The 21,261-nt window shown below is 63.1% G+C and carries 21 protein-coding genes; 4 read left to right on the plus strand and 17 right to left on the minus strand.

Translation table 11 applies throughout. The features are described from left to right. Window positions 1-7 precede the first annotated feature (7 nt). Together BCL79_RS09975 and BCL79_RS09980 are read right to left on the minus strand one after the other, a co-directional pair. Window positions 8-1,618 carry a GMC family oxidoreductase gene (locus BCL79_RS09975; RefSeq protein ID WP_121040457.1) on the minus strand — a complete coding sequence of 537 codons (1,611 nt, stop codon included), beginning with the start codon at window positions 1,616-1,618 and terminating at the stop codon, window positions 8-10. 66 nt (window positions 1,619-1,684) lie between these two features. Beyond that, window positions 1,685-2,242 (minus strand): sugar dehydrogenase complex small subunit, encoded by a 558-nt coding sequence (locus BCL79_RS09980; RefSeq protein WP_121040459.1) that lies wholly within the window; start codon window positions 2,240-2,242, stop codon window positions 1,685-1,687. A 261-nt stretch (window positions 2,243-2,503) separates the two neighbouring features. Here BCL79_RS09980 and BCL79_RS09985 point away from each other — a divergent pair, with 261 nt between their 5' ends. Further along, on the plus strand, window positions 2,504-3,499 hold the full coding sequence (locus BCL79_RS09985) for a LacI family DNA-binding transcriptional regulator (protein WP_220668900.1): 996 nt from the start codon (window positions 2,504-2,506) through the stop codon (window positions 3,497-3,499). Window positions 3,500-3,754: 255 nt separating this feature from the next. Here BCL79_RS09985 and BCL79_RS09990 read toward each other — a convergent pair whose 3' ends face one another. After that, window positions 3,755-4,384 carry a TetR/AcrR family transcriptional regulator gene (locus BCL79_RS09990; RefSeq protein WP_183073716.1) on the minus strand — a complete coding sequence of 210 codons (630 nt, stop codon included), beginning with the start codon at window positions 4,382-4,384 and terminating at the stop codon, window positions 3,755-3,757. A 158-nt stretch (window positions 4,385-4,542) separates the two neighbouring features. On the opposite strand from BCL79_RS09990, the gene BCL79_RS09995 reads away from it, so the two are divergent. Both BCL79_RS09995 and BCL79_RS10000 read left to right on the plus strand, forming a co-directional pair. Next, entirely contained in the window at window positions 4,543-5,376 is an 834-nt protein-coding gene (locus tag BCL79_RS09995) for a universal stress protein (RefSeq protein WP_220668901.1), read from the plus strand. 597 nt (window positions 5,377-5,973) lie between these two features. Further along, entirely contained in the window at window positions 5,974-6,174 is a 201-nt protein-coding gene (locus BCL79_RS10000; protein ID WP_121040467.1) for a hypothetical protein, read from the plus strand. A gap of 73 nt (window positions 6,175-6,247) precedes the next feature. Here BCL79_RS10000 and BCL79_RS10005 read toward each other — a convergent pair whose 3' ends face one another. From BCL79_RS10005 to BCL79_RS10015, 3 genes are all read right to left on the minus strand, one after another. Then, a complete protein-coding gene (locus BCL79_RS10005; protein WP_121040469.1) occupies window positions 6,248-7,840 on the minus strand; it encodes a tannase/feruloyl esterase family alpha/beta hydrolase in 1,593 nt (530 codons plus the stop codon). Window positions 7,841-8,127: 287 nt separating this feature from the next. Next, on the minus strand, window positions 8,128-8,916 hold the full coding sequence (locus BCL79_RS10010; RefSeq protein WP_259462158.1) for an NADPH-dependent F420 reductase: 789 nt from the start codon (window positions 8,914-8,916) through the stop codon (window positions 8,128-8,130). Window positions 8,917-9,051: 135 nt separating this feature from the next. Further along, complete coding sequence (locus BCL79_RS10015) at window positions 9,052-10,374, minus strand: NtaA/DmoA family FMN-dependent monooxygenase (protein ID WP_121040473.1); 1,323 nt, start codon at window positions 10,372-10,374, stop codon at window positions 9,052-9,054. 131 nt (window positions 10,375-10,505) lie between these two features. Here BCL79_RS10015 and BCL79_RS10020 point away from each other — a divergent pair, with 131 nt between their 5' ends. Beyond that, window positions 10,506-11,081 (plus strand): TetR/AcrR family transcriptional regulator, encoded by a 576-nt coding sequence (locus BCL79_RS10020; protein ID WP_121040475.1) that lies wholly within the window; start codon window positions 10,506-10,508, stop codon window positions 11,079-11,081. Between the two features lie 325 nt (window positions 11,082-11,406). Here the strand turns inward: BCL79_RS10020 and BCL79_RS10025 are convergent, their stop codons facing one another. From BCL79_RS10025 to trbB, 11 genes are read right to left on the minus strand one after another with little or no spacing between them, the layout of a single operon-like run. After that, a complete protein-coding gene (locus tag BCL79_RS10025; RefSeq protein ID WP_121040477.1) occupies window positions 11,407-11,652 on the minus strand; it encodes a DUF2274 domain-containing protein in 246 nt (81 codons plus the stop codon). Further along, window positions 11,649-12,950 carry a TrbI/VirB10 family protein gene (locus BCL79_RS10030; RefSeq protein WP_121040479.1) on the minus strand — a complete coding sequence of 434 codons (1,302 nt, stop codon included), beginning with the start codon at window positions 12,948-12,950 and terminating at the stop codon, window positions 11,649-11,651. The genes BCL79_RS10025 and BCL79_RS10030 overlap by 4 nt, the downstream gene beginning before the upstream one ends. A gap of 2 nt (window positions 12,951-12,952) precedes the next feature. After that, complete coding sequence (gene trbG / locus BCL79_RS10035) at window positions 12,953-13,957, minus strand: P-type conjugative transfer protein TrbG (RefSeq protein WP_121040481.1); 1,005 nt, start codon at window positions 13,955-13,957, stop codon at window positions 12,953-12,955. Beyond that, the gene (gene trbF, locus BCL79_RS10040) at window positions 13,954-14,658 is read right to left on the minus strand and encodes a conjugal transfer protein TrbF (RefSeq protein WP_121040483.1); all 705 of its coding nucleotides are present in this window, start codon (window positions 14,656-14,658) and stop codon (window positions 13,954-13,956) included. Before trbF ends, trbG begins: the two co-directional genes overlap by 4 nt. Before the next feature lie 24 nt (window positions 14,659-14,682). Further along, window positions 14,683-16,065: a P-type conjugative transfer protein TrbL gene (trbL, locus tag BCL79_RS10045; RefSeq protein ID WP_121040485.1), complete on the minus strand. Its 1,383-nt coding sequence runs from the start codon at window positions 16,063-16,065 to the stop codon at window positions 14,683-14,685. After that, complete coding sequence (locus BCL79_RS10050; RefSeq protein WP_121040487.1) at window positions 16,062-16,376, minus strand: hypothetical protein; 315 nt, start codon at window positions 16,374-16,376, stop codon at window positions 16,062-16,064. Before BCL79_RS10050 ends, trbL begins: the two co-directional genes overlap by 4 nt. Window positions 16,377-16,388: 12 nt before the next feature. Further along, complete coding sequence (gene trbJ, locus BCL79_RS10055) at window positions 16,389-17,126, minus strand: P-type conjugative transfer protein TrbJ (protein ID WP_121040489.1); 738 nt, start codon at window positions 17,124-17,126, stop codon at window positions 16,389-16,391. Next, window positions 17,123-19,573, minus strand: a complete 2,451-nt coding sequence (trbE, locus tag BCL79_RS10060) for a conjugal transfer protein TrbE (protein ID WP_121040491.1) — start codon at window positions 19,571-19,573, stop codon at window positions 17,123-17,125. Before trbE ends, trbJ begins: the two co-directional genes overlap by 4 nt. Window positions 19,574-19,584: 11 nt before the next feature. Next, complete coding sequence (locus BCL79_RS10065) at window positions 19,585-19,869, minus strand: VirB3 family type IV secretion system protein (protein WP_121040493.1); 285 nt, start codon at window positions 19,867-19,869, stop codon at window positions 19,585-19,587. Then, window positions 19,866-20,249 (minus strand): TrbC/VirB2 family protein, encoded by a 384-nt coding sequence (locus BCL79_RS10070; RefSeq protein ID WP_121040495.1) that lies wholly within the window; start codon window positions 20,247-20,249, stop codon window positions 19,866-19,868. Before BCL79_RS10070 ends, BCL79_RS10065 begins: the two co-directional genes overlap by 4 nt. Next, window positions 20,246-21,220 carry a P-type conjugative transfer ATPase TrbB gene (gene trbB, locus BCL79_RS10075; RefSeq protein WP_428999454.1) on the minus strand — a complete coding sequence of 325 codons (975 nt, stop codon included), beginning with the start codon at window positions 21,218-21,220 and terminating at the stop codon, window positions 20,246-20,248. Before trbB ends, BCL79_RS10070 begins: the two co-directional genes overlap by 4 nt. Window positions 21,221-21,261: the final 41 nt, after the last annotated feature.

Raw genomic sequence — 21,261 nt, forward strand, 5'->3', positions numbered from 1 at the left:
CATGACTTCAAATCTCCTTTGCGATGATGTCGCTCGAACGCATCGCCAGAGCGGCTCCGGTCATGGTTGGGTTGTTGGCTTGCGACGCAGGCATGACGCCTGTGGTGGCCAAGAACAGGTTCTCGTGATCGTGCGTTCGACACTCGTGATTGACCACAGAATCCCTGGCGCTCTCGCCCATGATGACCGTGCCCATCGGGTGATCCCGGTTCTCCCATACCGAGGTGTTCTTCGAGAACACCTCGGCACCGAGGAGCTTCTGGAAGTTGAGGAAGTCCAGCTTGACGACCTCTCCGGCCGCCCGAACGTAGTCGTCCACGCTGTAATGGATGTCCAGCAGCGGAAGGCCAAATTTGTCCCGGTTCCGACCATGCAGCGAAACACGATTACTTGGGTCGGGAAGGCTTTCAATGTTTGAAGAAATGGGCGTCCAACGTGCAGCCATGTGGCGGATGCGCTCGTCCAACTCAGGCCCCATGACTCCTTCGCTGAGCAATCTCTGGGTGATCGGCACATTCCCCACAAAGTTCCCGATTTCGTAGCGGATGGCACCGTGCTTGGACCGCCATGGGCCATCTCGCCACTTCAACACGTCGCCTTGCTGCACGGGACCACGGCCAGACCACAGGGGCTCGTCGGCCAGCAGATTGAGCGAGAACGCGTTGTGGTCCATGAGGTTGCGCCCAACCATGTCCGACGAGTTGGCTACGTCGGACAGCAGAAGCAGCCGCGGGGTCTCGATGGCGTGCGCAGCGATGATGAAGTACCGCGCCGTCAGCCGTGTGCTGTTGCCGTGCGGATCGTGGTAATGCACGGCCACGATTTTTCGTCCGTCCGGGCCTTTCTCGATCCGATAGACCGCTGCGTTGTCAATCAGCTTCGCGCCTGCCCTTTCCGCCATCGTTGAATGCCGATCGCCGCTGTACTGGGCCCCGATAGGGCAGATGGGCGAGCAGTTGTTGTTGCCCACGCACGCAGGGCGCTCGCCGTAGGGATCGGTCGCTCGTCCGTTGGGCTGGTAAGTGAAGGGATATCCCCCCACTGCCACCCGTTGTGCAAAGCGTTGGGAGTAGTAGCTCAGCTCCTGCGGACGCACGGGATACGGAATGCTTCGCGGGGGGTATGGGGCGGCGTTGTGGCCGCTGTAGTCCGCGTCGTCATCCCCTGAGATTCCCATTTCCACTTCCACCCGGGAGTAGTGAGGCTCCAAGTCGTCGTAGCTCAGCGGCCAGTCGCGGCCAACGCCGTAAAGCGACTTGAGCTTGAAATCGTTGGGAAGGATGCGCCAGCAGGCACCACCCCAGTGCCAAGTCGTTCCCCCCACCAGTCGAAGCATGCCCGGGATGTACTCTACGGGCCCGCTGTTTTCAATGTAGCCAGGGTTAAATGACGTTCTCGCCCATTCCTCATTGGGATAGGGCTGGTTGCGGTTGCCACCGTTCGCGCTGACGTTGCCCGAGTTGCGGAACGCTTCCACGATTTTCCAACGTGGAACGCGCGGACCTGCCTCAAGAAGGATGACGGACTTTCCTTGCCGGGCAAGGTTGTGGGCGGCCACGCCGCCGATAACGCCGGATCCGACGACAATGACGTCGGCATCGTAAAGTGTCTGTGCCATGGGTTGTTCTTGGCTCCGGAGCGGTCGAACGCTCCAGCTGGGGAGAGCAGGAGGGGAGTCAGTCGGTCAGGACGCTGGGGGCTTGTCCTTCCAGAATCCAGGCCCTCCCCTGGCATAGGTGGGAATCACCGTGACATCCATGGTCGGACGCCACATCAGCGCTCCTTCGTATGTAATAAATGCTGGGCCGTCCTCCGAACGATCCATCACCTCGCCTACCACGCCCAAGTACCATGCGCTGACAATAGCCAGGGCGGTAACCTTGAGGGCGGCGTCGGCAAATACCGGCGATTGCTGCCAGCCGGCCATCGTCGTGAGCTTGCCTTGTCGAAGTGCTGCATCAAGCTTGGCGAACCGCGCCTCAAAGCCCTTTTCCCGAGAACACAGCGCCGCCCAGGCCTCCTCGGCCATCGGAGGCTGGATTGGGTGGCCAGTCAGGAGGCGCGAGGCCTCTAAAAAGCCCTTGGGCATTGCGGTTCTATCGCCAGAGGTGAGCGGCTGGCCTGACCAGCGTATGCCTCCGGCAGCGACCGCCCCAGCTAGGCCCAGCAGCGAAACGCCCAGGAACGCCCGGCGCGAAGCCGATTGCTTCCGCCACTTAATACCGCTGAATTCTTCGTTCATTCCGTCCTGCCCGGCACTATGAGAGCGCGATCATTTTAAACCAAGAAAAAAGGGCCGCTGCCACAAGAGTCAGCCCAACCCCCTCAACGCTGTACCAAACCGCACCGCGACTAGAGCGTATACGCCAAAATGAGAGCGCGACCATTTGCCGTACGGGTGACGATAGGCCAGCTGCAATGGGGTGTCAAATCTTTCGCCTCGACACATTGACCGCAATCCCGATATCCTTCCGGGCGCCGTTGGAGCTGAACAGGAGCATTCGTGGGCCGATACGCCACGCTTGAGGACGTCGCAAAGGCTGTTGGAATGTCGCGCGCTCAGGTCTCCCGGGCGCTTCGGGGAGATGCGAACGTGCGCCCTGCAACCCACGATCGAGTGGTAAAGGCCGCCGCCGCACTGGGCTACCGGCCCAACCTCGTTGCTCGCAGCTTGGCGTCCGCGCACAGCAACACTGTGGGCTTGGTGGTGGGCGAGCCCATGAACCCCTTCCACATGCAGCTGGCCCAAGCCTTGGACGGCGAGCTGATGAGGGCTGGAATGGATTCGGTCGTTTCCTTGCGTGCTTTGGACGATGCATCCAGCTTGGCCGAAGGAGATCGCTTTACTTCGCTTCGCGCGGCTGGGCTTTTCCTAATCAGCACTCCCTTCAACGAAAGCGCCCTGAGCGAGCTGGCCCGACGCCTTCCCTGCGTCTTCTTGGGCAGCAAAGTCTCTACACCCGGCATTTCGACTATCAGCGTAGACGACGAGGCGGGCGCTCGAATCGCCGTTGGACACCTGATTGAGCTTGGGCATCGCCACATCGCGCACATCGGCGGTGGGCCGGAACCAGCGGTTGCAGAGCGCCGAGACACCTACTTGACAGTCATGGCTGAGGCAGGCTTGGAACCTGTGCTTCAGTTGGCTCGCAACGACACAGAATCGGGCTGGAAGGGCGTCCACGCCCTTATGCAACGCCCTAACCCTCCGACGGCCATCTTTACCGCCAACGACTTCATCGCCATTGGGGCCATCAACGGGCTCAATGCTCTGGGGCTGCGAGTGCCCGACGATGTTTCCATCATCGGGTTTGACGACATCCCGGCCGCATCAAGCGAGACGTTGTCGCTGACAACGCTGCGCCAGGATTTCCGAGAGCAGGCACGGTGGGCTTTCAGCTCGCTCCAAATGGCCATGCGCGATCGTGCAGCGCCAGCCAGCCAGATCGTCTTGCCGGTGCAGTTGATTCGACGCGGCTCCGTTCGAGCCATAGGGTGATCGCTGCCCTGCCCTAGCAAGTCCACGGCCCTGCTTTGTTGCGTGCTCAACGTGCAGCGACCGCAGAGCATGGCCGTGGTCGGTCACACCAAGATTTGAGAAAGGCCGTCTCGGAGGAACGAGCCGGCTGCCCACCCAGCTTCTCCACATGACTGGTCGCCCAGTAATCTCTCACGAGCCAGACCATACGCGCGCACCAGCGAGCACATTTTCGGCTTGGGGCTGTGCGTTTCGCAACTACTGGTGCATCAGCTTTCAGCGATGACCATCATTGCCCTCGACTATGCTTTGGATCACGCCCTTTAGAATGCGGACTAGGACTTTTCGGTCAGGCATCTGGCCCGTCGTTGCCCGTAGCATCAGGCCATTAAAGACCGCTGAGACGATCATCATTCGCGCCTTCATCTCAGCGCGGTCAACCCCATCTGGAAGCCCCACCTTCTCGGCTGCTGCAAGGAACTGCCGAACGACCACTGAGTCGGACTGGCGCAGAATGCGGTTGATCTGGGGATTTCGCGCGCCTTCTGCCGCTAGTTCAAGATGGAGTTGGACATATTGCGGATCCACAAATCTGTCGACCGAGTCATCGACCAGTCTCATGAGACGCTCCGCAATGGTCCCACCAATCTTATCGACTTCAAGCTTTCGCGCCAATTGAGAAATGTCGTGCTCCTCTCGCTTGGCGATGGCCTCAACGATAGCGTCTTTGTTAGCAAAGTAATGATAGATGTGGCCAGGGCTCATCTTGGCCGCGTCCGAGATGCGCGCGATGCTCGTGCCGTGGAACCCGTTCTTGCGGAAACACACCGAAGCCGCCTCAAGCACCTGCTGGCGTCGAGCCTCAGCCTTGTCAATTCCTGCCGGAGTGTCACCGATCTTTGCCATGAATGGAACCTCTATGCCCGGGAAATGAGACCACATGTCGCGGCTAATTGTAGTACGATTGGCCGTAATAGAATGATCATTCTATTTACACGCAGGCCGGCCGGCGTTAGCCACGCCAGTCAACACCGATCCTCTTTGGAACGAGAAGAATGCCCACCATGAAAGACATCGCCGTTCTGTTTGACGAGAGCCACTACGGACTGCACGTCCTAGACGCAGCCGCGCGATTGGCCGGCCGACAAGGCGGCCACCTCATCGGCGTGACGGCACTCAATCATGACCCTGTTCCAATACATGACGGGTTTGCCAAGGGTGGAGCTCTGACAGAGGTTGTAGCTTTGCGTCAATCCTCCATGGCCGCCAGAGTGCTGAACTGCGGCCAAAACCTCACCAAGGCGGTGCAGCAGCACGGCGTGGATGGCGAGCTTCGGGTTATTTCATATGTTGAGTCAAGCAGCGAATCGTCACTCCACGCTCTCTATTGCGACCTCTTGGTTCTGGCTAGCCCAGATATCCCCGGGACCCCGCAAACTTGGTCGGCGCAGTCGATGCTTCGACATTCTGGAATCCCTATCCTGATCGTTCCCCGTGCATGGCAGGATCGAGAAATCGGTCGAAGGATTGTCGTCGCTTGGAACGGCAGCAGACAGGCACGGCGTGCCATTGCTGACTCACTGCCCTTGCTAACCAAGGCAGAGGAGGTCAAGCTTCTGATCGTCGACCCGGAGAGAACCTCAGATCTCCTTGGAGACGAACCTGGTGCGGACATGGCCTCGTTTCTTGCTCGTCACGATGTGCGCGTGGAACTTGTGCGTCTACCGGCCCAAGGCGCTCGAGTTGCCGATGTCATCCTCAACTATGCAGCGGCCTCCGGCGTAGATTTGGTCGTCTTCGGTGCTTATAGCCACGCACGCTTGACAGAGTCATTGATGGGCGGGGTCACGAGAACCTTGCTTGCAGGAGCTTCCATTCCGCTGTTCGTGTCTCAGTAAAGCCTCTGTCAAGGACGCCCCTGCCTCAATTTATTCGTGTTGCGACCATACGCAGTGAACACCTCGCAATGCGCCAGGAAAAAATCGGCAGCCCATCTGCCGCTCTATGCCGCCCCGGCGTAGGCCCGACGGGCAGTTGAAGACCGAGCCTACGTCTTCCGCTTGACCCGATCCGGAGCTTCGTCCCGAGACTGCAATGGCGAAGTTCATCGCACTGTAAATGCCTGGCGACACGGTTAGGCAGGATGTCCTTCTTGCAAATGACACCAGCGCCGAAGGCGTGCGGCAGTTTCCACAGCTCAATGACCTTGAACCGCCAACTGTGTCTGGCGCGATTGTCGGCGTGAATTTGTTGATTCCAGCCGCAGGAATCGCCTAGCTGCCTAAGCGTGTACTCGATGATGTTCCAAACGTCATGGTTGTGATCGACACGAGCAACGACTACCCCGGCATGCGCGATAGCCGCATTCATAAAACCGACCATGCAACTCCCGAGAGCGTTTAGGTCTCGGCAACGATCGGTCTGCCGGTTACGAAGGCCTGGACGATTCAGAAACGATTGCCAAGTCGGGCAATCCTAAGGTTGCTTCGAGTCGCTTGGCAACCGCCGTAGCTGTCGACGACGAAGGGCACAAGGCGATCGCCAGTGAGTTGTTCGATGCGGCCGATTTCGGCTCCCTTGACGCAGGCCTGCTGGCCGAATCTTGGCGTCAGCGGCCGGCGATGCAGCATCCTGCTGCGGTCGGTAACCGGCCCCGCGATTCGCAAGAAGTTCAAGCGTTCCCCATGGTTGAGTAGGCAGGTGGCCAATCTGGCGATTGGACGCCCGTGTCTTCATGCAGTGGTCGCAGCCGAGGCCAAGGGATGTGCCTTAATCAGGCGAGCCGCAGGAGAAGCTTGCCGCGTCATCGATGCTGCCCTTGCCGTCATAGCGCGCAATCTGCGGGAAGGGGCAGAGCGGACGGGTGCGCACGACCTGGCCTTGCTTGTTGAGCTTCGACGCGATGACCTCTGCTGGCGCAATCCCCTTCTCCACCCAATCCTGCACTGGCTTGAGCATGTTGAAGACGTCGGGACCATCGCCGCCTGAGCAATGGCCTACCCCCGGAGCAACGTAGTAGCGCACGAACTCATCTGCCGACGTCTGCCCCATGGTCCTAACGACATCCTGGTAATACTCCGTCGCTGCGACAGGTGAAAGCAGCGGGTCGGCTTCACCCATATACATGATCAGCTTGCCCCCGGCACGCTTGAGCGACGAGAGGTCCGGATTTTGGTGGCTTAGCGCCCAGCTCAGCTTCTTCATGGCGTAGTCATAACCTTCTTCCAGCTCGAGCGACTTGCCCGGATCGTAGGCTGGGTCCTCGTAGACAAAACCCGACCAGAATTCGGCGTTCGCGGATGTTCCCCAAGAACCACCTGGCGCAAAGCTCGTCGCCCCCAAAAACATAAGTTCCTGCTCGGCCCCGGGCATAAAGGGGTCGGCGAGCCGGTCGCCATTTTTCTTGCGGACACCCGTGTAGATCTCGTCAAGAGCACTGGCTTGCCCTTTGGTAAGGCAGTCGTCTCGATCGCCGCCCGTACATAGAAGCTTTTTCGTATCGACCTTACATTGATCGGCCTGGCTGATCAGGCCATCTTTCAAACCGTCCCTTGCGTCGCACTGTTGCAGCACCGCAGCGTGAATGAACGGAATTTTCGCCGGTGGGATGCGTGCCGCCGGATCGCGCACCTGCCGCAGAATATAGGCGGATCCCGATGTCAGCCCCCGGACCCAGTCCCGCGCCGCGTTGCCCGAGACGATCCCGTCATAATCCTCATACCAGCGCTGGGCGTTGACCATCCCCATCGAGCCACCGCGTGAACAGCCGTTCCAATAGGAATAGTCAGGCTGCTTGCCGTAGAAAGACGCTGCGATCCGCTTCGCGCCAGTCGTCGAGACATGGACCGCCCGATAACCGAAATCGGCAACCTTCTGCGGCTGCCCTGCGGCCCACATCAACGAAGCGGGCGCAGAGCGATGGCCGTAATCTGTCGCCATGGCCGCATAGCCCTGATCCATCGCCTTCGACAGACCGCTGAGCGATATGGCACCGCCGAACCCGCCCGCGCCTACCCCATAGAAGCGGCCGTTCCAGTTTGCCCGCACAGGCAGCCACGCCTCGTAATAGATCTCGGACTGGTCAGGCTTGGCGAGGACCTCCACCCGGCAAAATGGCTTTGTGGTGGGTGGCGGCGGCTTCACCTCCCCGCTCCCGTAATCAGGCTCGGTAATCTTGAAAGGGGCTTGAACCAATGTCGCGCTGGTCACGCTGATGTCTGGCCCAAGATTGATATTCTTGAGCGCAGCGCAGCGCCCAGCCTCGCCGTCCTGCCCGCTAGGCGTAGCGGCTTGCACCGGGCCAACGGCGCCAGCCGCCAGGGTTAATCCAGCGAGGTAAAGACTGACGCGCTTATTTGGCATAAAGCTCCCCAATATATATGTAGTTAGTGATTATCGAATGACTTTAAGATGTAGTCAGGACGCCGCACATATCTGACACAAGTGCCAGCGGCATATCGAGCTGTATGTCTTAGCCTCCCTCAGTCAGGAACCTTCTACGCGGAAAGCATCTGAAGAGCCTTGTCGTAGTTGCCAGTCGCCTGCGCAGTGCGGAAAAATCTGGCACGTTCCACGATGATTTCCTAAGGCGTGGGTTCTTCATGCAAAAGGGTGAGGGATCTCATCCAAAAAGTCTTCGATAGGAAGGCTTACATGTAAATGGCACGATTCAACGCGACAAGGGTTTCAGCTGGGCTATTGCTGATGTTCTCCAGGCCAAAGCGCTCCTGGATGACCGCAGACGCCAGATCGCGCCGCTTGGGCAGACGTGATTTTTCCGCCGAGGCCAGCGCGGCTCCCATATCGCCTTTTTTGAGATTGGTGCAGTAGACCGGCGATCCGGGCTGCTGACGCCAGGATTCCGAGAGCGGGCCCGCGTCGAACGCATCCAGCCCGGTCTCCTCGACCAGGCGCATCGCCACTTCCCGGTCCCTCGCCCGATCAGCGGCCACGGGAATGGCGATCCGCTCAGGGCTTCCGGCCGCCGCACCCAATTCAGCGAAGGCACGTGCACCGATCGCGTTCCAAGCCTTGGCAATCGGTCGGCCGAGTTGCTCCACCACCCAGAGGCTTTCCACCTGTCCGGCTTCGATGGCATCAATGACGCCATCGCGCATCGGATAGTAGTTGGCGGTGTCGATCACCACGGTGTCCTCGGGGACGCCCGCAAGGAGAGATTTGATCTCCGAGTGGCGCGCAAATGGGATCGAGAGAATGATCACGTCCACGTCCTTCGCCGCGTCCTGGGCGGTCGTTGCCCGGACACCGGGGGTCAGAATCAGTGGATCGATCGTCTCGGGGCCGCGGGAATTGGCCACCTTGATCTCATGACCGGCCTCGCTCAACTTGCGCACGAGCGTTGTGCCGATATTGCCAGTGCCCAGAATGCCTATCTTCATGATCATTTTTCCTTTCGCTTGAAAAGTTGATTGCTTGATTGCTTGGTCACCGCGATGCGGTTACCTCGCGGTTGCGTACGACCTGCTGATGATCGACCGGGCCGCTATTCAGCGAGACTCGCTCCGATGACGCCGATGTTCATAACGGTTCCTTTCAAATGATTTTTAGTTATCTCAATGCTTTAGACGCGAATCGACGCCGTACTGTGCGGGTGCGCCAAGGTGTTCGCGCAGGGTGCTTCCCTCATATTCCCGATGGAACAATCCGCGATCCTGAAGGATCGGCACAACGCCATCGACGAAGGCATCGATTCCGTCGTCGTATACGTCCGGTGATATCCAGAAGCCATCGGCTGCGCCGGCTTCGAACCATTCCTGCATGTGATCGGCGGCCTCCACGGCAGGCCCGGCAATGACCGGGTGATAGTCGATCACGCCATGGGCCAGTACATCGCTTACCGACCAGCCCTGACGCGCGATCATCAGTGCATGCGGCGAGCGGGGATCGCCCGGCGATGGTCGCGCCGACGCCAGTTGCGCTGCGGAAAGTGGCTGGTCGAGCTGGGCCGGATCGAGGTGCAGGCCGAGCATCTGGCCCAGATACCCAACGCGCTGCGCGAAGTGGCGGCCGGTCAGTGCAATCCGGCGATCCAGGCCAGCGCGTCGGTCGGCGGCGATCGTGGTTATCAGACCAGGAAAGAACTTCACTTCGTCCGGATTGCGGCCCGCGCGCTGGGCAGCGTCGCGTAGCGCTGTGCGCTGCGCGCGGGCTTCTTCAATGGTGTAGGTCGCCCCTATCACTCCGCTGGCGTAGCGTCCGGCTACTTCCAGACCGTTGCCTCCGCCTCCCGCCTGAAAAATCACCGGCTGTCCCTGCGGCGATGGCGGAAGCGGCAAGGGGCCTCTGGAACCGACATGCCGGCCGCGTAGATGAATCGGCTTTATCCTGGCCGCGTCTGCAAAACGACCGGACGCCTGATCATGGATCCAGGCGCCTTGTTCCCAACTTCCCCACAGGGCCTGCACGATCTGGATGAATTCATGCAGCCGCTCGTATCGCTCGCCGCGAGGCAGCACCTGGCGGCCATAGTTGGCGGCCGCGGCAGGATCGCTGGTAGGCACCGCGTTCCACCCGGCGCGGCCCTGACTCATGAGATCCAAGGCCTTGAACTGGCGGGCCAGGTTGTAGGGCTCGTTGAACGTGGTGGAGCCGGTGGCGACCATCCCGATCCGCTGGGTTTCGCGCGCGACCGCCGCAAGCACCATCATCGGATCCATGGTGATCATCGGAGATTCAGTCTCAACATCGCCCATCAACGCTGCAAAATCGGGAACGAACAGGAACTGGAACTTGCCCCGCTCGGCAGCTTGGGCATGACGCACCATCGCATCGACACTGGTGTAAGCCGTCGGAGACACGCCGGGCATCCGCCATGCGCCCGGCTGTGAACCATAGCCGTTGCCAAAATGCATGCCTATCGTCATCTGTCTGGTCATCTTATCCTCGCGTCGCTTACCGAAGGTGCATTCATGTTGGATGGCAAGACCACACCGTTTATCGTGTTGGGCTGCACCTGCCTTAAATTATACGGAGAGTCCCTCCGGTACTCAAGGAGTCAAGAATCGCCATGTTTGACACAAGAGCCGTTCGCGAACCGCGCAAGGACGCCCAGCGCAATCGAACGCATATCCTTGATATAGCGCGACAAGCGTTTGCCGAAGAAGGCATCGAGGTGTCGATGGATGCGATCGGCAAAAAAGCGGGCGTAGGCCCAGGCACCCTGTATCGACATTTTCCGAGCAAAGAAGCGATATTAGCGAGCCTGCTCAGTCGTCATCATGCAAGCCTGGACGAACGACGGGCGACCATCGTGGCGCAGGAAACCAATACCGGGCGGGCACTGGAGCGCTGGATTGACGCGCTCGGCGACTGGATGCTGGCTTATCACGGCCTTCCGGAGCCGTTGCGGGCGGCCTGCCAGGTCGATTCCGCGTTGACCCCGACATGCCTACAGGTCATCGAGACAACCGAGGCTATCCTGCAGGCAGCACAGAATGACGGTCATGCGCGTCGAACGCTGCGTGGGCGAGACATCTTTCTGGGGGCACTGGCGGTCACCTGGGCGAGCGGTGTAAACGCGGCTGACGAAGGAACACGAGCCGTTTTACGTGATGTATTTAAAAAGGGCTGGTCGAGCGACTAAGAGTAACGAACGGCTGATTGCAGATTGGGCTGACTAGCGTCGACGACCCGCGTCCCAGAGCAAGCCAACTGAGTCGGAATTCACAAATTGGGGCATGCTGTTCGAGAGATCGACTTGCTGCTCAACTTTAAGTCCCTATCGAAATTGAAGCGCCCCCTAAATCTTCTACAGAACAGTGGATTAGCTCTGCTTTCGGTGACACGTGGTAGCAGATTTTGGGCCAAGGGAGCCACATAAGTGTGTCGCGGTAGGGGACCGGGGTGAGCTGGCAGGGGTACGATTGACACCAGCCCGCAGCTATCCAGGACAAGGGGAAGCGGCATCGTCAGCTTGGCTTCGGAGGCGCGGCCTTGGCCGCGCCTCCCTTCCTGAATCCCCGGTCGCCGGCGATGAACGCCTCCAGCATGTGCGGGATCAGCGTCACTGCATCGACGGCCTCGCCATACGCCTGCTCGTGCAGCACTGCGTATCGGTCGAGGTCGGCTTTCAGGCTGGCCGGGCAGGCAAACGTCAGCTTCGTGGATTCCGTTTTCGGTAGCGGCCCCAGCCGCAGCTTCTTGGTCGCGCTCATTGTGAAGCCCCCCGATTGAAGAACAACGGCTGGTAGGGCCGCAGCACCAAGTCGCGGTTGGCGATGATGCGAACCGGCAGGCCCGGCCGCTCGGTCAGCGTCGGCTGGATGTTCATGTTGCGCCGGGTTATCTCCTGGCCGACCTGATTGATGCTGTCTTGCGCGCTGTCGCGCCCGGCGATGATGACGCGATCACCGTTCTGGCGGTTCTCCGGCGCGGCCAGCTCGGCGCCGACGCCCAGCAGCGTGGTCAACGCCGCGCCAGCGAAGATGCGGCCCCAGTGGTAGTCCACGTTGTCTTCCAGCCCGGCATAGCCGGCCGGGTCGGCTCCGACCAGGTTGTCGAGCGTGAGCGAAGACGTGTCGGGCAGGATGATCCGGTTCCACACCACCTGCACGCGGCTCTGCCCGTAACTCACCTGGCTGTTGTAGCGGCCCAGAATGCGCGAACCCTGCGGGATCAGCAAAAAGCGCCCGGTAGCCGTGTCATAGACAGGCTCCGTTACCGTGGCGATCACATCGCCCGGCAAATCCGACTTGATGCCCGTCACCAGTGCGCCGGCGATGACTGTCCCGGCCATCACCTGATACGGCGAAGCCGGCATTTGCAGATTGCCGGAATTACGGGTTTTCGCAGTTCCGGTTTTCTGGAATGCCTCTTTCTGGTCTTGCCGGTTCTGCACGGCGGTGGGGTCGGCGGGTTGCGCCGCTGTGGAGGCCGGCCCGGCCGCCATCGGATCGAACGCCGAATTGGCGGCGAAGCCCGGCGCAGCGGCGGCCTGCGACTGCGCCACCGGCGCGGCCTTTTGCGTGCCAGAGCGGAAGAACACCGATGAACCCGCGGCCGCTTCGGCTTCCTTGCGCAGCGCATCGTTCGGGTCGTTGTCAGGGGCCGCGTAGGCGGCCGTCACCGGCTGCTGCGACTTCACGATGGCCGGACCAAGATCGCCCGGCAGCGGCGGCCCCAATTCGGGCACCGTGGGCACCGTGGGCGGCGAGGCCGGCGAGGCCGGCGGCAGCTTGGAATAGTCCGCCGGCAGCGCGTCCAGTCCTTCGGACTTGGAGACGCGATCGACGTTGTAAAGCTCGGTCTGCTCGTTGGCCCCGCGCCGCTGCGGTTGCAGCGACCACATCAGCGCGCCGAGCACGGCGACCGACAGGCCGCCGGCGAGGATGGCCAGCGTGCGCCGGCTCAACCGTGTGACCGGGCGCGGCTGGGCACGCAGCGCCACCGCCTCGGGCACGATCTTGCCCGCCGCCTGCGGCGCGGCGAGGTCGGGAGTGTCGTCCTGGCTCATGATCAGTTCCTCCGCGTCACGCCGTCAGTGCGCTCGATCCGCACCACGTCACCACCATCGCCGCCCAGGCGCAGTTCGGCCGCACCAAAGAGGCGATCCACGATGTAGTACGGCGAACGGAAACGATAGTTGACGAGCTGGCCGTCACCCTGCGCGCCGATGACGAACAGCGGCGGCAGTTCGCCCTGGGCGATGCCAGGCGGAAACTGGATATAGACCTTCTCGCCATCGTCGAAGGCGCGCTGCGGCTTCCACGGCGGATTGCTGCCGCTGATCGCGTAACGGAAGCGGATCTTCTCCAGCGCCAGGCCGGTATCGACCGGCGCGGCGGCGCTGGCCGCCTGCGACTGGCGCTGCAAGGCCAGCATCCGGTCTTTTGGGTAGTCCCATGACACCGACGCCATCCATACCTTTTCCGTTGAGGTCAGTTCCAGCAGGTACGTCCGCCGGCTGGTGGTGATGACCAGATTGGTTTTCAGGCCCGAGCGGGTGGGCTTGACCAACACGTTGACGCGCAACGCCTCGCCGCTGCCGCTGGACGTGTCGCCGACGATCCAGCGCACAGTGTCGCCAGCGGCGACCGTCACCAGTTCCTCGCCGGGCTGGAGCGAAACCACGGTGACGCGCCCCGGCGCCGCATAGACCTGATACAACGCGCCGTCGCTGTACGGCCACACCTGAATCGCATTGACGTAGCCCTCGCGGGTCGGCGCGATGCGCGCTTCTGCATTGGCGCGCGATACGCGCACCTTCTCGTCGGTCGGCTCCGGCACGGTCGCTGCCTCGTCAACCTCCGGCAGCGGCTTCAACTGCGCCGGCAGCGCCAGCGGCTCGGGCACGGCGACAATTTCGACCGGCTTGGGCGGTTCGGGCAGCGGCTGCGCCTGCACCGGCTCATCGAGCGAGATGGTCGGCGGCGGCTTACCTTGCGAGGCGCAGCCCGGCAATGACGACGTTGTGGCCGCGGACATCAGCACGAAAGCGTAAAAGCGGAAAGGCACATTCATGGTTTGGCTCCTTCGGAAGAATCCAGTTCGCGGCTCCACGACAGGCCGTTGACGTAGATCCCCAGCGGGTTCTTGCGCAGGCGCTGTTCGGTGCGCGGGGTTTGCAGGACGGTAGAAAGCACGGCGTTCCAGCGTTCGGTACCAGCGGGCGCGCCATTGACGAACCGCTGTTCTGTCCAGCGGACGTTGAACGAGGCATCGCTGGCGCGCGTGACGCTGGTGATCTGCACCGTCACCGACTCGCGGCCGACGCGGGCGAACGGATCGTTCTTGCTCGCGTAGTCGTTAAGCACGGCCGCGCCCTTGTCGGTGGTGTAGTCATAGGCATCGAGCCAGTTCTGCCGCACCACGATGGGGTCGATGGACAGCGAGCGCACCAGCGTCACGAAGCGCGCCAGGTGATGCGCGATCTGCGCATCGGCGGGCCGGTACGGCGTGGCGGCCTCGCCCACGGTACGCACCTGGCCGGATTGATCGACTTCGATGACGTAGGGGGTCACGATGGACTGCGCCGAGCGCCACACCAGGCCGCCGGCCATCAGCAGCGCGAGCGTGAGGCAGCCGAAGGCCATCAGCCGCCAGTTCTTCGCCTGTACGCGCGATGAGCCGATGCGCTCGTCCCACACTTGTGCGGCGGCTTGATACGGAGTGGCAGGCTGCGGCGTATCGGCATAGCGCACCTGCGGTCGTTTGAATCGCATGGTTAGTTCTCCTTGTGAGTCCCTTTAGTCGTCGGAGCCGCGCAGGCTCGGGCCTTGCCCGGAGCCGCCGCCATCGCCACCGCGCAACGTGTGTGCGGCAGTGGTCGTGGCATGGGTGATCTGCTGGCGGCGGTGCATCCGCTTGGCCCAGGCGGGCTGCTCTTGCTTCTGCGAGCTGGCGGCGCCGTCGGCGGCCGCCTGACCGGAGCCAGCCGCACCGGACGCAGCGCCGCCACCGGCCTCTGTGCCGTTCCATCCAGCACGGAAAGAGCCGGTCATCTTCTGCGCAGCGCCGGACGCGCCGGATGCAGCGCTGCGCCCGGCAGACTGCGCGCCGGTCCTGGCGACATTGCCCAAGCCGGCCATTGCGCCCTTGGCCCCGCCGCCCGCAGCGGCGGAACCGGCCTGGAATGCCGAGCGGGCGCTACCGGCCGCCGAGGTGGCGGCCCGCGCACCGGCGCCGGCCAGCTTGGCTGCGGCGGGTGCCATGCGTGCGCCGGCCACTACGGCGCCACCTACCCCGGTTGCGGCAGCACCGATGGCAACGGCCGTGCCGGCGGCACCGACGGCGGCACCGGCCATCGCGCCTGCGCCAAGCTGCGGCGCACCGGACACAAGGCCGTTTGCGACGCCTGGCCCATAGATGCCCAGCGCCAACAGCGCGAGCGAGGCCAGCATCACGACAAGCGCATGATCGATGGAGGGCTCGTCGGGGTGAACCTGGAACTCGGCGAACAGGCCCGAGCCGATGCCGACGATGACGGCCAGCACCAAGACCTTGATGCCCGACGACACCACGTTGCCGAGCACCTTTTCGGCGAGAAACGAGGTCTTGTTCCAGAGTGCGAACGGCACCAGCACGAAGCCGGCCAGCGTGGTCAGCTTGAACTCGATCAGCGTGATGAAAAGCTGGATCGCCAGCACGAAGAAACACAGGATGACGGTGAGCCAGGCGAGAAACATCACCACGATGGGGTCGATGTTCACGAAGACTTCGGGGAAGCCCGCCATGTCGCCGATCTGGTCGAGGATCGGCGCGCCGGCGTCGATGCCAGTCTTGGCCAGCCGCCCCGGTTGCAGGAAGTTCTCCATCGTCATGGCCGAGCCGGTGGCCGTCAGGCCCAGCCCGGCGAACGAGCGGAACACGATGCCGGCCAGCCAGTTGAAGTTGCCGATGATGTAGGCGAAGGCACCGACGTAGAGCACCTTGCGCAGCAGCTTGGCGATCACGTCCTCGCCCTGGCCGCTGGCATGGCTCATGGCCCAATACAGTCCGGCGATGGTCATGTCGATGACGATCAGCGTGGCGGTCAAGAACGCCACTTCACCTTGCAGCAGACCGAAACCCGAGTCGATGTAGCGCGAGAACGTATCGAGGAAGCGGTCGATGATGGTCACGTCGTTCATAGCGCGTCCTCTCCCATGGGTTCATCGAAGCTCGCCGGAATCGGCGGCAGCTCGGCCAGCGTCCGGTATTCGTCCGGCCCGGCCTGACCGGAGAAAAAGCGCCGCCGGAAGGCGTCGGCGGCGGCGCGGCAATCGTCTTCGCCCACGGCCTGCCGGTCATCCGCGCACTGCGCACGCAACGCTTTGAGCCGGACGGGATCGGCGGCCAAGGCGTCGGCCAGGTTCTCGGCCCGTTGTTCCTCGGACGACTGGCCGCACGCGGTCAGCAGCAGGGCTAGCAGCGAAACCGATAGGACAGGAACGCATCGCATAGCCGCCTCCCGTCAGTTGTTGTAGAAATTGATGGACTGCGGCGTGTACGGTGTGCCGGTGCCGAGGAAGCGCCGGCGCACTTCGCGGGCGCGCTCGGTGGCCGCCGCCTGCCGCGCCATTTCCAGCGACGCCGCGCGGTCTTGCGTGATCTGGAGCTGCTGGGACTGGATCGACTGCTTGGCCTGCAAGGCAAGAAGCTGGTTGGTCGCCTGCTGCGCCTGCAAAGCGCCGGTGGCCGACTGGCTCTGGCTCACGAGCTCGGCCAGCGCGCTTTCGTCTTGGGCCAGGTTCTGCGACACCTGTGCCTGCATCCGCATCGCGGTATGCAAACCATCGAGCGTGTTCTTCCAGCGTTCGCGGGCGTCTTGAGCCATGCGGTCGCCGCTGATGGTCGCGGCGTACTGCTCCGGGTACAGACGGGCGAACGCGGCATCCATGCTCTGCACGTCGTAGGCCAGCCCCTGCGCCTCGGCGATCAGGCGTTCGGTATTGGCCAGCGTGGAGCGCAGCCGGTTGACGATGTTGAAGTCCAGACTCGCGAGATTGCGCGCCTGGTTCATCAACATCTGCGCCTCGTTCTGCAGTTGATTGATCTGGTTGTTGATCTGCTCCATCGTGCGGATGGCGGTAAGCGTGTTCTGCACAAGGTTGGCGGGGTCGATGAACGTGAGCGCCGATGCGGGCTGCGCGGTCAGCAGCGTCAGCGACAGCACGGCGGCCAGGGATACGGAAAGCACACGGGTCGTCATAGCGAAACCTCCAGCGGTTGAGAAGCGAAGAAAGAAGCCGCCGCCGGTGAGGACGGCAGCAGGTCGGCGGCCCAGTCGAGGCCGCGATGGCGCAGCCACGCGCCGGCGAAGCCGGGAGCGCCGGCCTGCGTCAGTACGCGGTCAATGTCGCGCTGATCTTGCGGAGTGGAAGCGCCCGCGAACGCGAGCGCGGCCGGCCCCAGGTCGAGGTCGAACAGGCGATTGCCGAGGCGCGATTGGTAGTAGTAGTCGCGCTTGGGCTGTGCGGTGGCGACGATCTCGATTTGCCGGCTGTTGAGGCCGAAGCCCTCGTAGATCGTGCGAATCTGCGGCTCGGTCGCCTGCGGATTGGGCAGAAAGATCCGACTTGGGCAGCTCTCGATGATCGCGGGTGCGATGCTCGAATCTTTGATGTCAGCGAGCGACTGCGTGGCGAATATCACCGACACGTTTTTCTTGCGCAGCGTCTTCAACCATTGGCGAATGCGCGCGGCGAAAGACGGCTCATCGAGGAACAGCCACGCCTCATCGAGAATCAGCAGCGTGGGAGCACCGTCGAAACGCTCATCGAAGCGGGCGAACAGGTAGCGCAGCACCGCTTGCACGGCGGCGGGGCTGTGCATCAGTTCTTCCATCTCGAAGCCCTGCACGTCACCGAAGCCGAGACGATCGGAGTCCGCGTCCAGCAGCTTGCCGTGCGCGCCACCGAGCACATAGGGCGCGAGTGCCTGCCGCAGCGCGTTCGATTGCAGCAGCACGGACAGCCCGGTGAGCGTGCGTTGTTCCACCGGCGCACCGGCCAGGCTGCCCAGCGCCGACCAGATGATCGTCTTCTCGTCGGGGCCGACCGTGACACCTTCGTGCAGCAGGCGGCCCTCCACCCATTCCCCCGCCCAGGAGCGATAGCTTTCCCGGTCGATACGCGCGAGTGGCTGGAAGGCAATGCCGCCATCGGCGCCTAGGTCGTAGTGCTCGCCGCCCAGGCCCAGGATGGTGGCGCGCATCGAGCGGCCCATATCGAAGGCGAACACGCGCGAGCCGCGATAGCGGCGAAATTGCTGCACCAGAATGGCAAGCAACACCGACTTGCCCATGCCAGTCGGGCCGGCCACCAGCGTGTGGCCTACGTCGCCGATGTGCGTCACCAGCCGGAACGGCGTGGCGCCATCGGTGCGGGTGACAATCAATGGCGGGCCGTGCAGGTGGTCGTTCTTTTCCGGCCCGGCCCATACGGCGGACAGCGGCATCATGTGCGCCAGGTTCAGCGTCGAGACAATGGGCTGGCGGACATTCGCGTAGGCATTGCCGGGGATGGACGACAGCCACGCATCCACGGCGTTCAGCGTTTCGGGGATGGTCACGAAACCCCGGCCCTGGATGACGCGCTCCACCATGCGCAGCTTTTCGTCGGCCGCAGCCGGGTCGGCATCGAGCACCGTCACCGTTGCAGTGAAGTGGCCGAAGGCCACCTGATCGCCACCCAGCTCCTGCATCGCGGCATCCGCGTCGGCCGCCTTGTTGCTGGCGTCGGTATCAACCAGGGGCGATTCCTGCTGGAAGATGGTTTCGCGCAGCAACGCCACCACGTTCTTGCGCTTGGCGAACCATTGGCGGCGCAGGCGGCCCAGCTCCTTTTCCGCTTCGGCTTTATCCAGGCAGAGAAAGCGCGTACTCCAGCGGTAGGCGAAGCCCAGGCGGTTGAGGTCGTCCAGCAGGCCCGGCCAGGTCGAGGTCGGAAAGCCCCGCACCGACACCACGCGCAGGTGCTGGTCGCCCAGCATCGGTGCCAGGCCGCCGACCAGCGCGGAGTCGGCCAGCAGCGCGTCGATATGGAACGGCACTTCGGGCACCGCCAGCGGATAGCGCCGCGTGGACACCGTGGCGTGCAGGTAGGTCAGCGTCTCGGCGTCATCGAGCCAGGCGATCTCCGGCATCACGCCATCGAGCAAGTCGAAGACACGATTGGTTTCCGCCACGAAGGCATCGAGCCGGCCGCGCCAGTCCACGCCGTCGCCCGGCGAGTTCTCATAGAGCAGCTTGGCCGCGCGGGCGCGGGATTCCTCCGGCGGCAGGTAAGCCAGCGTGAGGTGGTAGCCGCTCTCGAAGTGATACCCCGATTCCTCGAAGGCCGCGCGACGTTCCTCGTCCACGAGCCAGGACAGCGGTTCGGGAAAGTCGGAGTGTGGGTAGTCCGCCGCCGGTCGGCGCTCGGCCTCAATGAACAAGGCCCAGCCCGAACCCAGCCGGCGCAGCGCGTTGTTGAGCCGCGCCGAAGTGGCGATTAGTTCGCCTAGCGTGGCACTGTCCAGATCAGGCCCGCGAAAGCGCGCCGTGCGCTGGAAACTGCCGTCCTTGTTCAACACAGCGCCCGGCGCGATCAGCCCGGCCCACGGCAACCAGTCAGCGAGCAAGGCCGGGCGCTGGCGGTATTCGGCAAGGTTCAGCATGGCGGCGTCCCCTATACGTCCAGCAGCGGTTTGTGCTTGATATGCCGGGCGAAGACCTGCATGAACTGCGGATCCACCCGCGCACCCCAGACCGCCAGCGAATGGCCGACGATCCAGAGCACCGCACCGGGAATCCACAGTTGCAGGCCCAGCCCGACGGCGGCGGCTAGCGTGCCGTTGGCAATCGCCACGGTGCGCGGCGCACCGCCCAGCAGGATCGGCTCGGTCAGCGAGCGATGCAGCGGGATCTCGAAGCCGGACGCGAAGCCCGGCGCTCCTTCGTTGGCGGTGCTCATACGACGGCCCCGCCGGAGAACGAGAAGAACGACAGGAAGAACGAGGACGCGGCGAACGCGATGGACAGGCCGAAGACGATCTGGATCAGCTTGCGGAAGCCGCCGCTGGTATCGCCGAAGGCCAGCGCCAGGCCGGTGGAAATGATGATGATGACCGCGACGATGCGTGCCACCGGCCCCTGGATGGATTCGAGGATGGAGGTCAGCGGCCCTTCCCAGGGCATCGAGGAACCGGCGGCCTGCGCGGTACCGGCCGTCATCAGCATGACGGCGGCCAATAGCAGGCCGTGCTGCGCCGGCGCGGCCAGACGCCTCAGGCGCGCGAAGGCCGAAGCCGGATCTACGGAAATGCGGAAAGCATGGATGTGCATCTGCGTCATGGCAGTTCTCCAGAGGGTTCAGGGGACGGGGAAGGAACTGGCGGCAGCTCGGGAAACGGCGTTTCCAGCGCATCCGCCATGCGATAGCCCACGCCGTCGAAACCGACGACGCGGACGATGCTTTCGACGTGGCGCTTGCGGCCACGCCCGGCGATGTGGATGACGACGTTGATGGCCTCGGCGATCAACGCTCGCGGCGGATTCACCGCCACTTCAAGAATCAGTTGCTCCAGGCGCAGCAGCGCGCCCAGCGCGGAACCCGCATGGATGGTGGCGATGCCACCCGGATGGCCGGTGCCCCACACCTTCACCAAGTCCAGGGCTTCGCCGCCGCGCACCTCGCCGACGATCACGCGATCAGGGCGCAGGCGCATCGTGGCGCGCACCAGCTCCTGCATCGACACGACGCCTGCGCGCGTGCGCAGCGGCACATGGTCGCGGGCGGCGCATTGCAGCTCGATGGTGTCTTCGAGCACCAGCACGCGATCGCCCGTGGCAGCGATTTCCGCGAGCAAGGCATTGGCGAGCGTGGTCTTGCCGGTACTGGTGCCGCCGGCGATCAGGATGTTCTGCCGCTCGCGCACGGCGCGGCGCAGGAAGTCCGCCTGGCCGGCAGTCAGAATGCCGTCGGCCACATAACGATCCAGGCCGATGATGCTCACGGCCCGCTTGCGCAGCGCGAAGGCTGGCCCCGGTGCGGCCGGCGGCAAGATGCCCTCGAAACGCTCGCCCGTCTCAGGCAATTCGGCGGTCAAGAGCGGTTGACCGCGATGGACTTCCGCGCCGACGTGCGCGGCAACAAGCCGGATGATGCGTTCGCCGTCGGCTTCGGGCAGCTCGACGCCCAGCGGTGCGCGGCCCGACGACAGCCGATCTACCCACAGGGTGCGATCAGGGTTGAGCATGATTTCCACCACGTCCGGGTCTTCGAGCGCGGCGGCGATCAGCGGCCCCATTGCCGTGCGCAGCATCTGGATGCGGCGATCCTGTGAAGTGCTGGCCGACGAGCGTG

The organism is Stenotrophomonas rhizophila (assembly GCF_003651185.1).
Lineage (GTDB): Bacteria > Pseudomonadota > Gammaproteobacteria > Xanthomonadales > Xanthomonadaceae > Stenotrophomonas > Stenotrophomonas maltophilia_Z.

Coding starts and splice junctions, on each gene's coding strand:
- BCL79_RS09975 (WP_121040457.1), bottom strand. CDS start 1,618: ATGGCACAGACACTTTACGATGCCGACGTCATTGTCGTCGGATCCGGC.
- BCL79_RS09980 (WP_121040459.1), bottom strand. CDS start 2,242: ATGAACGAAGAATTCAGCGGTATTAAGTGGCGGAAGCAATCGGCTTCG.
- BCL79_RS09990 (WP_183073716.1), bottom strand. CDS start 4,384: ATGGCAAAGATCGGTGACACTCCGGCAGGAATTGACAAGGCTGAGGCT.
- BCL79_RS09995 (WP_220668901.1), top strand. CDS start 4,543: ATGAAAGACATCGCCGTTCTGTTTGACGAGAGCCACTACGGACTGCAC.
- BCL79_RS10005 (WP_121040469.1), bottom strand. CDS start 7,840: ATGCCAAATAAGCGCGTCAGTCTTTACCTCGCTGGATTAACCCTGGCG.
- BCL79_RS10015 (WP_121040473.1), bottom strand. CDS start 10,374: ATGACCAGACAGATGACGATAGGCATGCATTTTGGCAACGGCTATGGT.
- BCL79_RS10020 (WP_121040475.1), top strand. CDS start 10,506: ATGTTTGACACAAGAGCCGTTCGCGAACCGCGCAAGGACGCCCAGCGC.
- BCL79_RS10025 (WP_121040477.1), bottom strand. CDS start 11,652: ATGAGCGCGACCAAGAAGCTGCGGCTGGGGCCGCTACCGAAAACGGAA.
- BCL79_RS10030 (WP_121040479.1), bottom strand. CDS start 12,950: ATGAGCCAGGACGACACTCCCGACCTCGCCGCGCCGCAGGCGGCGGGC.
- trbG (WP_121040481.1), bottom strand. CDS start 13,957: ATGAATGTGCCTTTCCGCTTTTACGCTTTCGTGCTGATGTCCGCGGCC.
- trbF (WP_121040483.1), bottom strand. CDS start 14,658: ATGCGATTCAAACGACCGCAGGTGCGCTATGCCGATACGCCGCAGCCT.
- trbL (WP_121040485.1), bottom strand. CDS start 16,065: ATGAACGACGTGACCATCATCGACCGCTTCCTCGATACGTTCTCGCGC.
- BCL79_RS10050 (WP_121040487.1), bottom strand. CDS start 16,376: ATGCGATGCGTTCCTGTCCTATCGGTTTCGCTGCTAGCCCTGCTGCTG.
- trbJ (WP_121040489.1), bottom strand. CDS start 17,126: ATGACGACCCGTGTGCTTTCCGTATCCCTGGCCGCCGTGCTGTCGCTG.
- trbE (WP_121040491.1), bottom strand. CDS start 19,573: ATGCTGAACCTTGCCGAATACCGCCAGCGCCCGGCCTTGCTCGCTGAC.
- BCL79_RS10065 (WP_121040493.1), bottom strand. CDS start 19,869: ATGAGCACCGCCAACGAAGGAGCGCCGGGCTTCGCGTCCGGCTTCGAG.
- BCL79_RS10070 (WP_121040495.1), bottom strand. CDS start 20,249: ATGACGCAGATGCACATCCATGCTTTCCGCATTTCCGTAGATCCGGCT.
- trbB (WP_428999454.1), bottom strand. CDS start 21,220: ATGCTGCGCACGGCAATGGGGCCGCTGATCGCCGCCGCGCTCGAAGAC.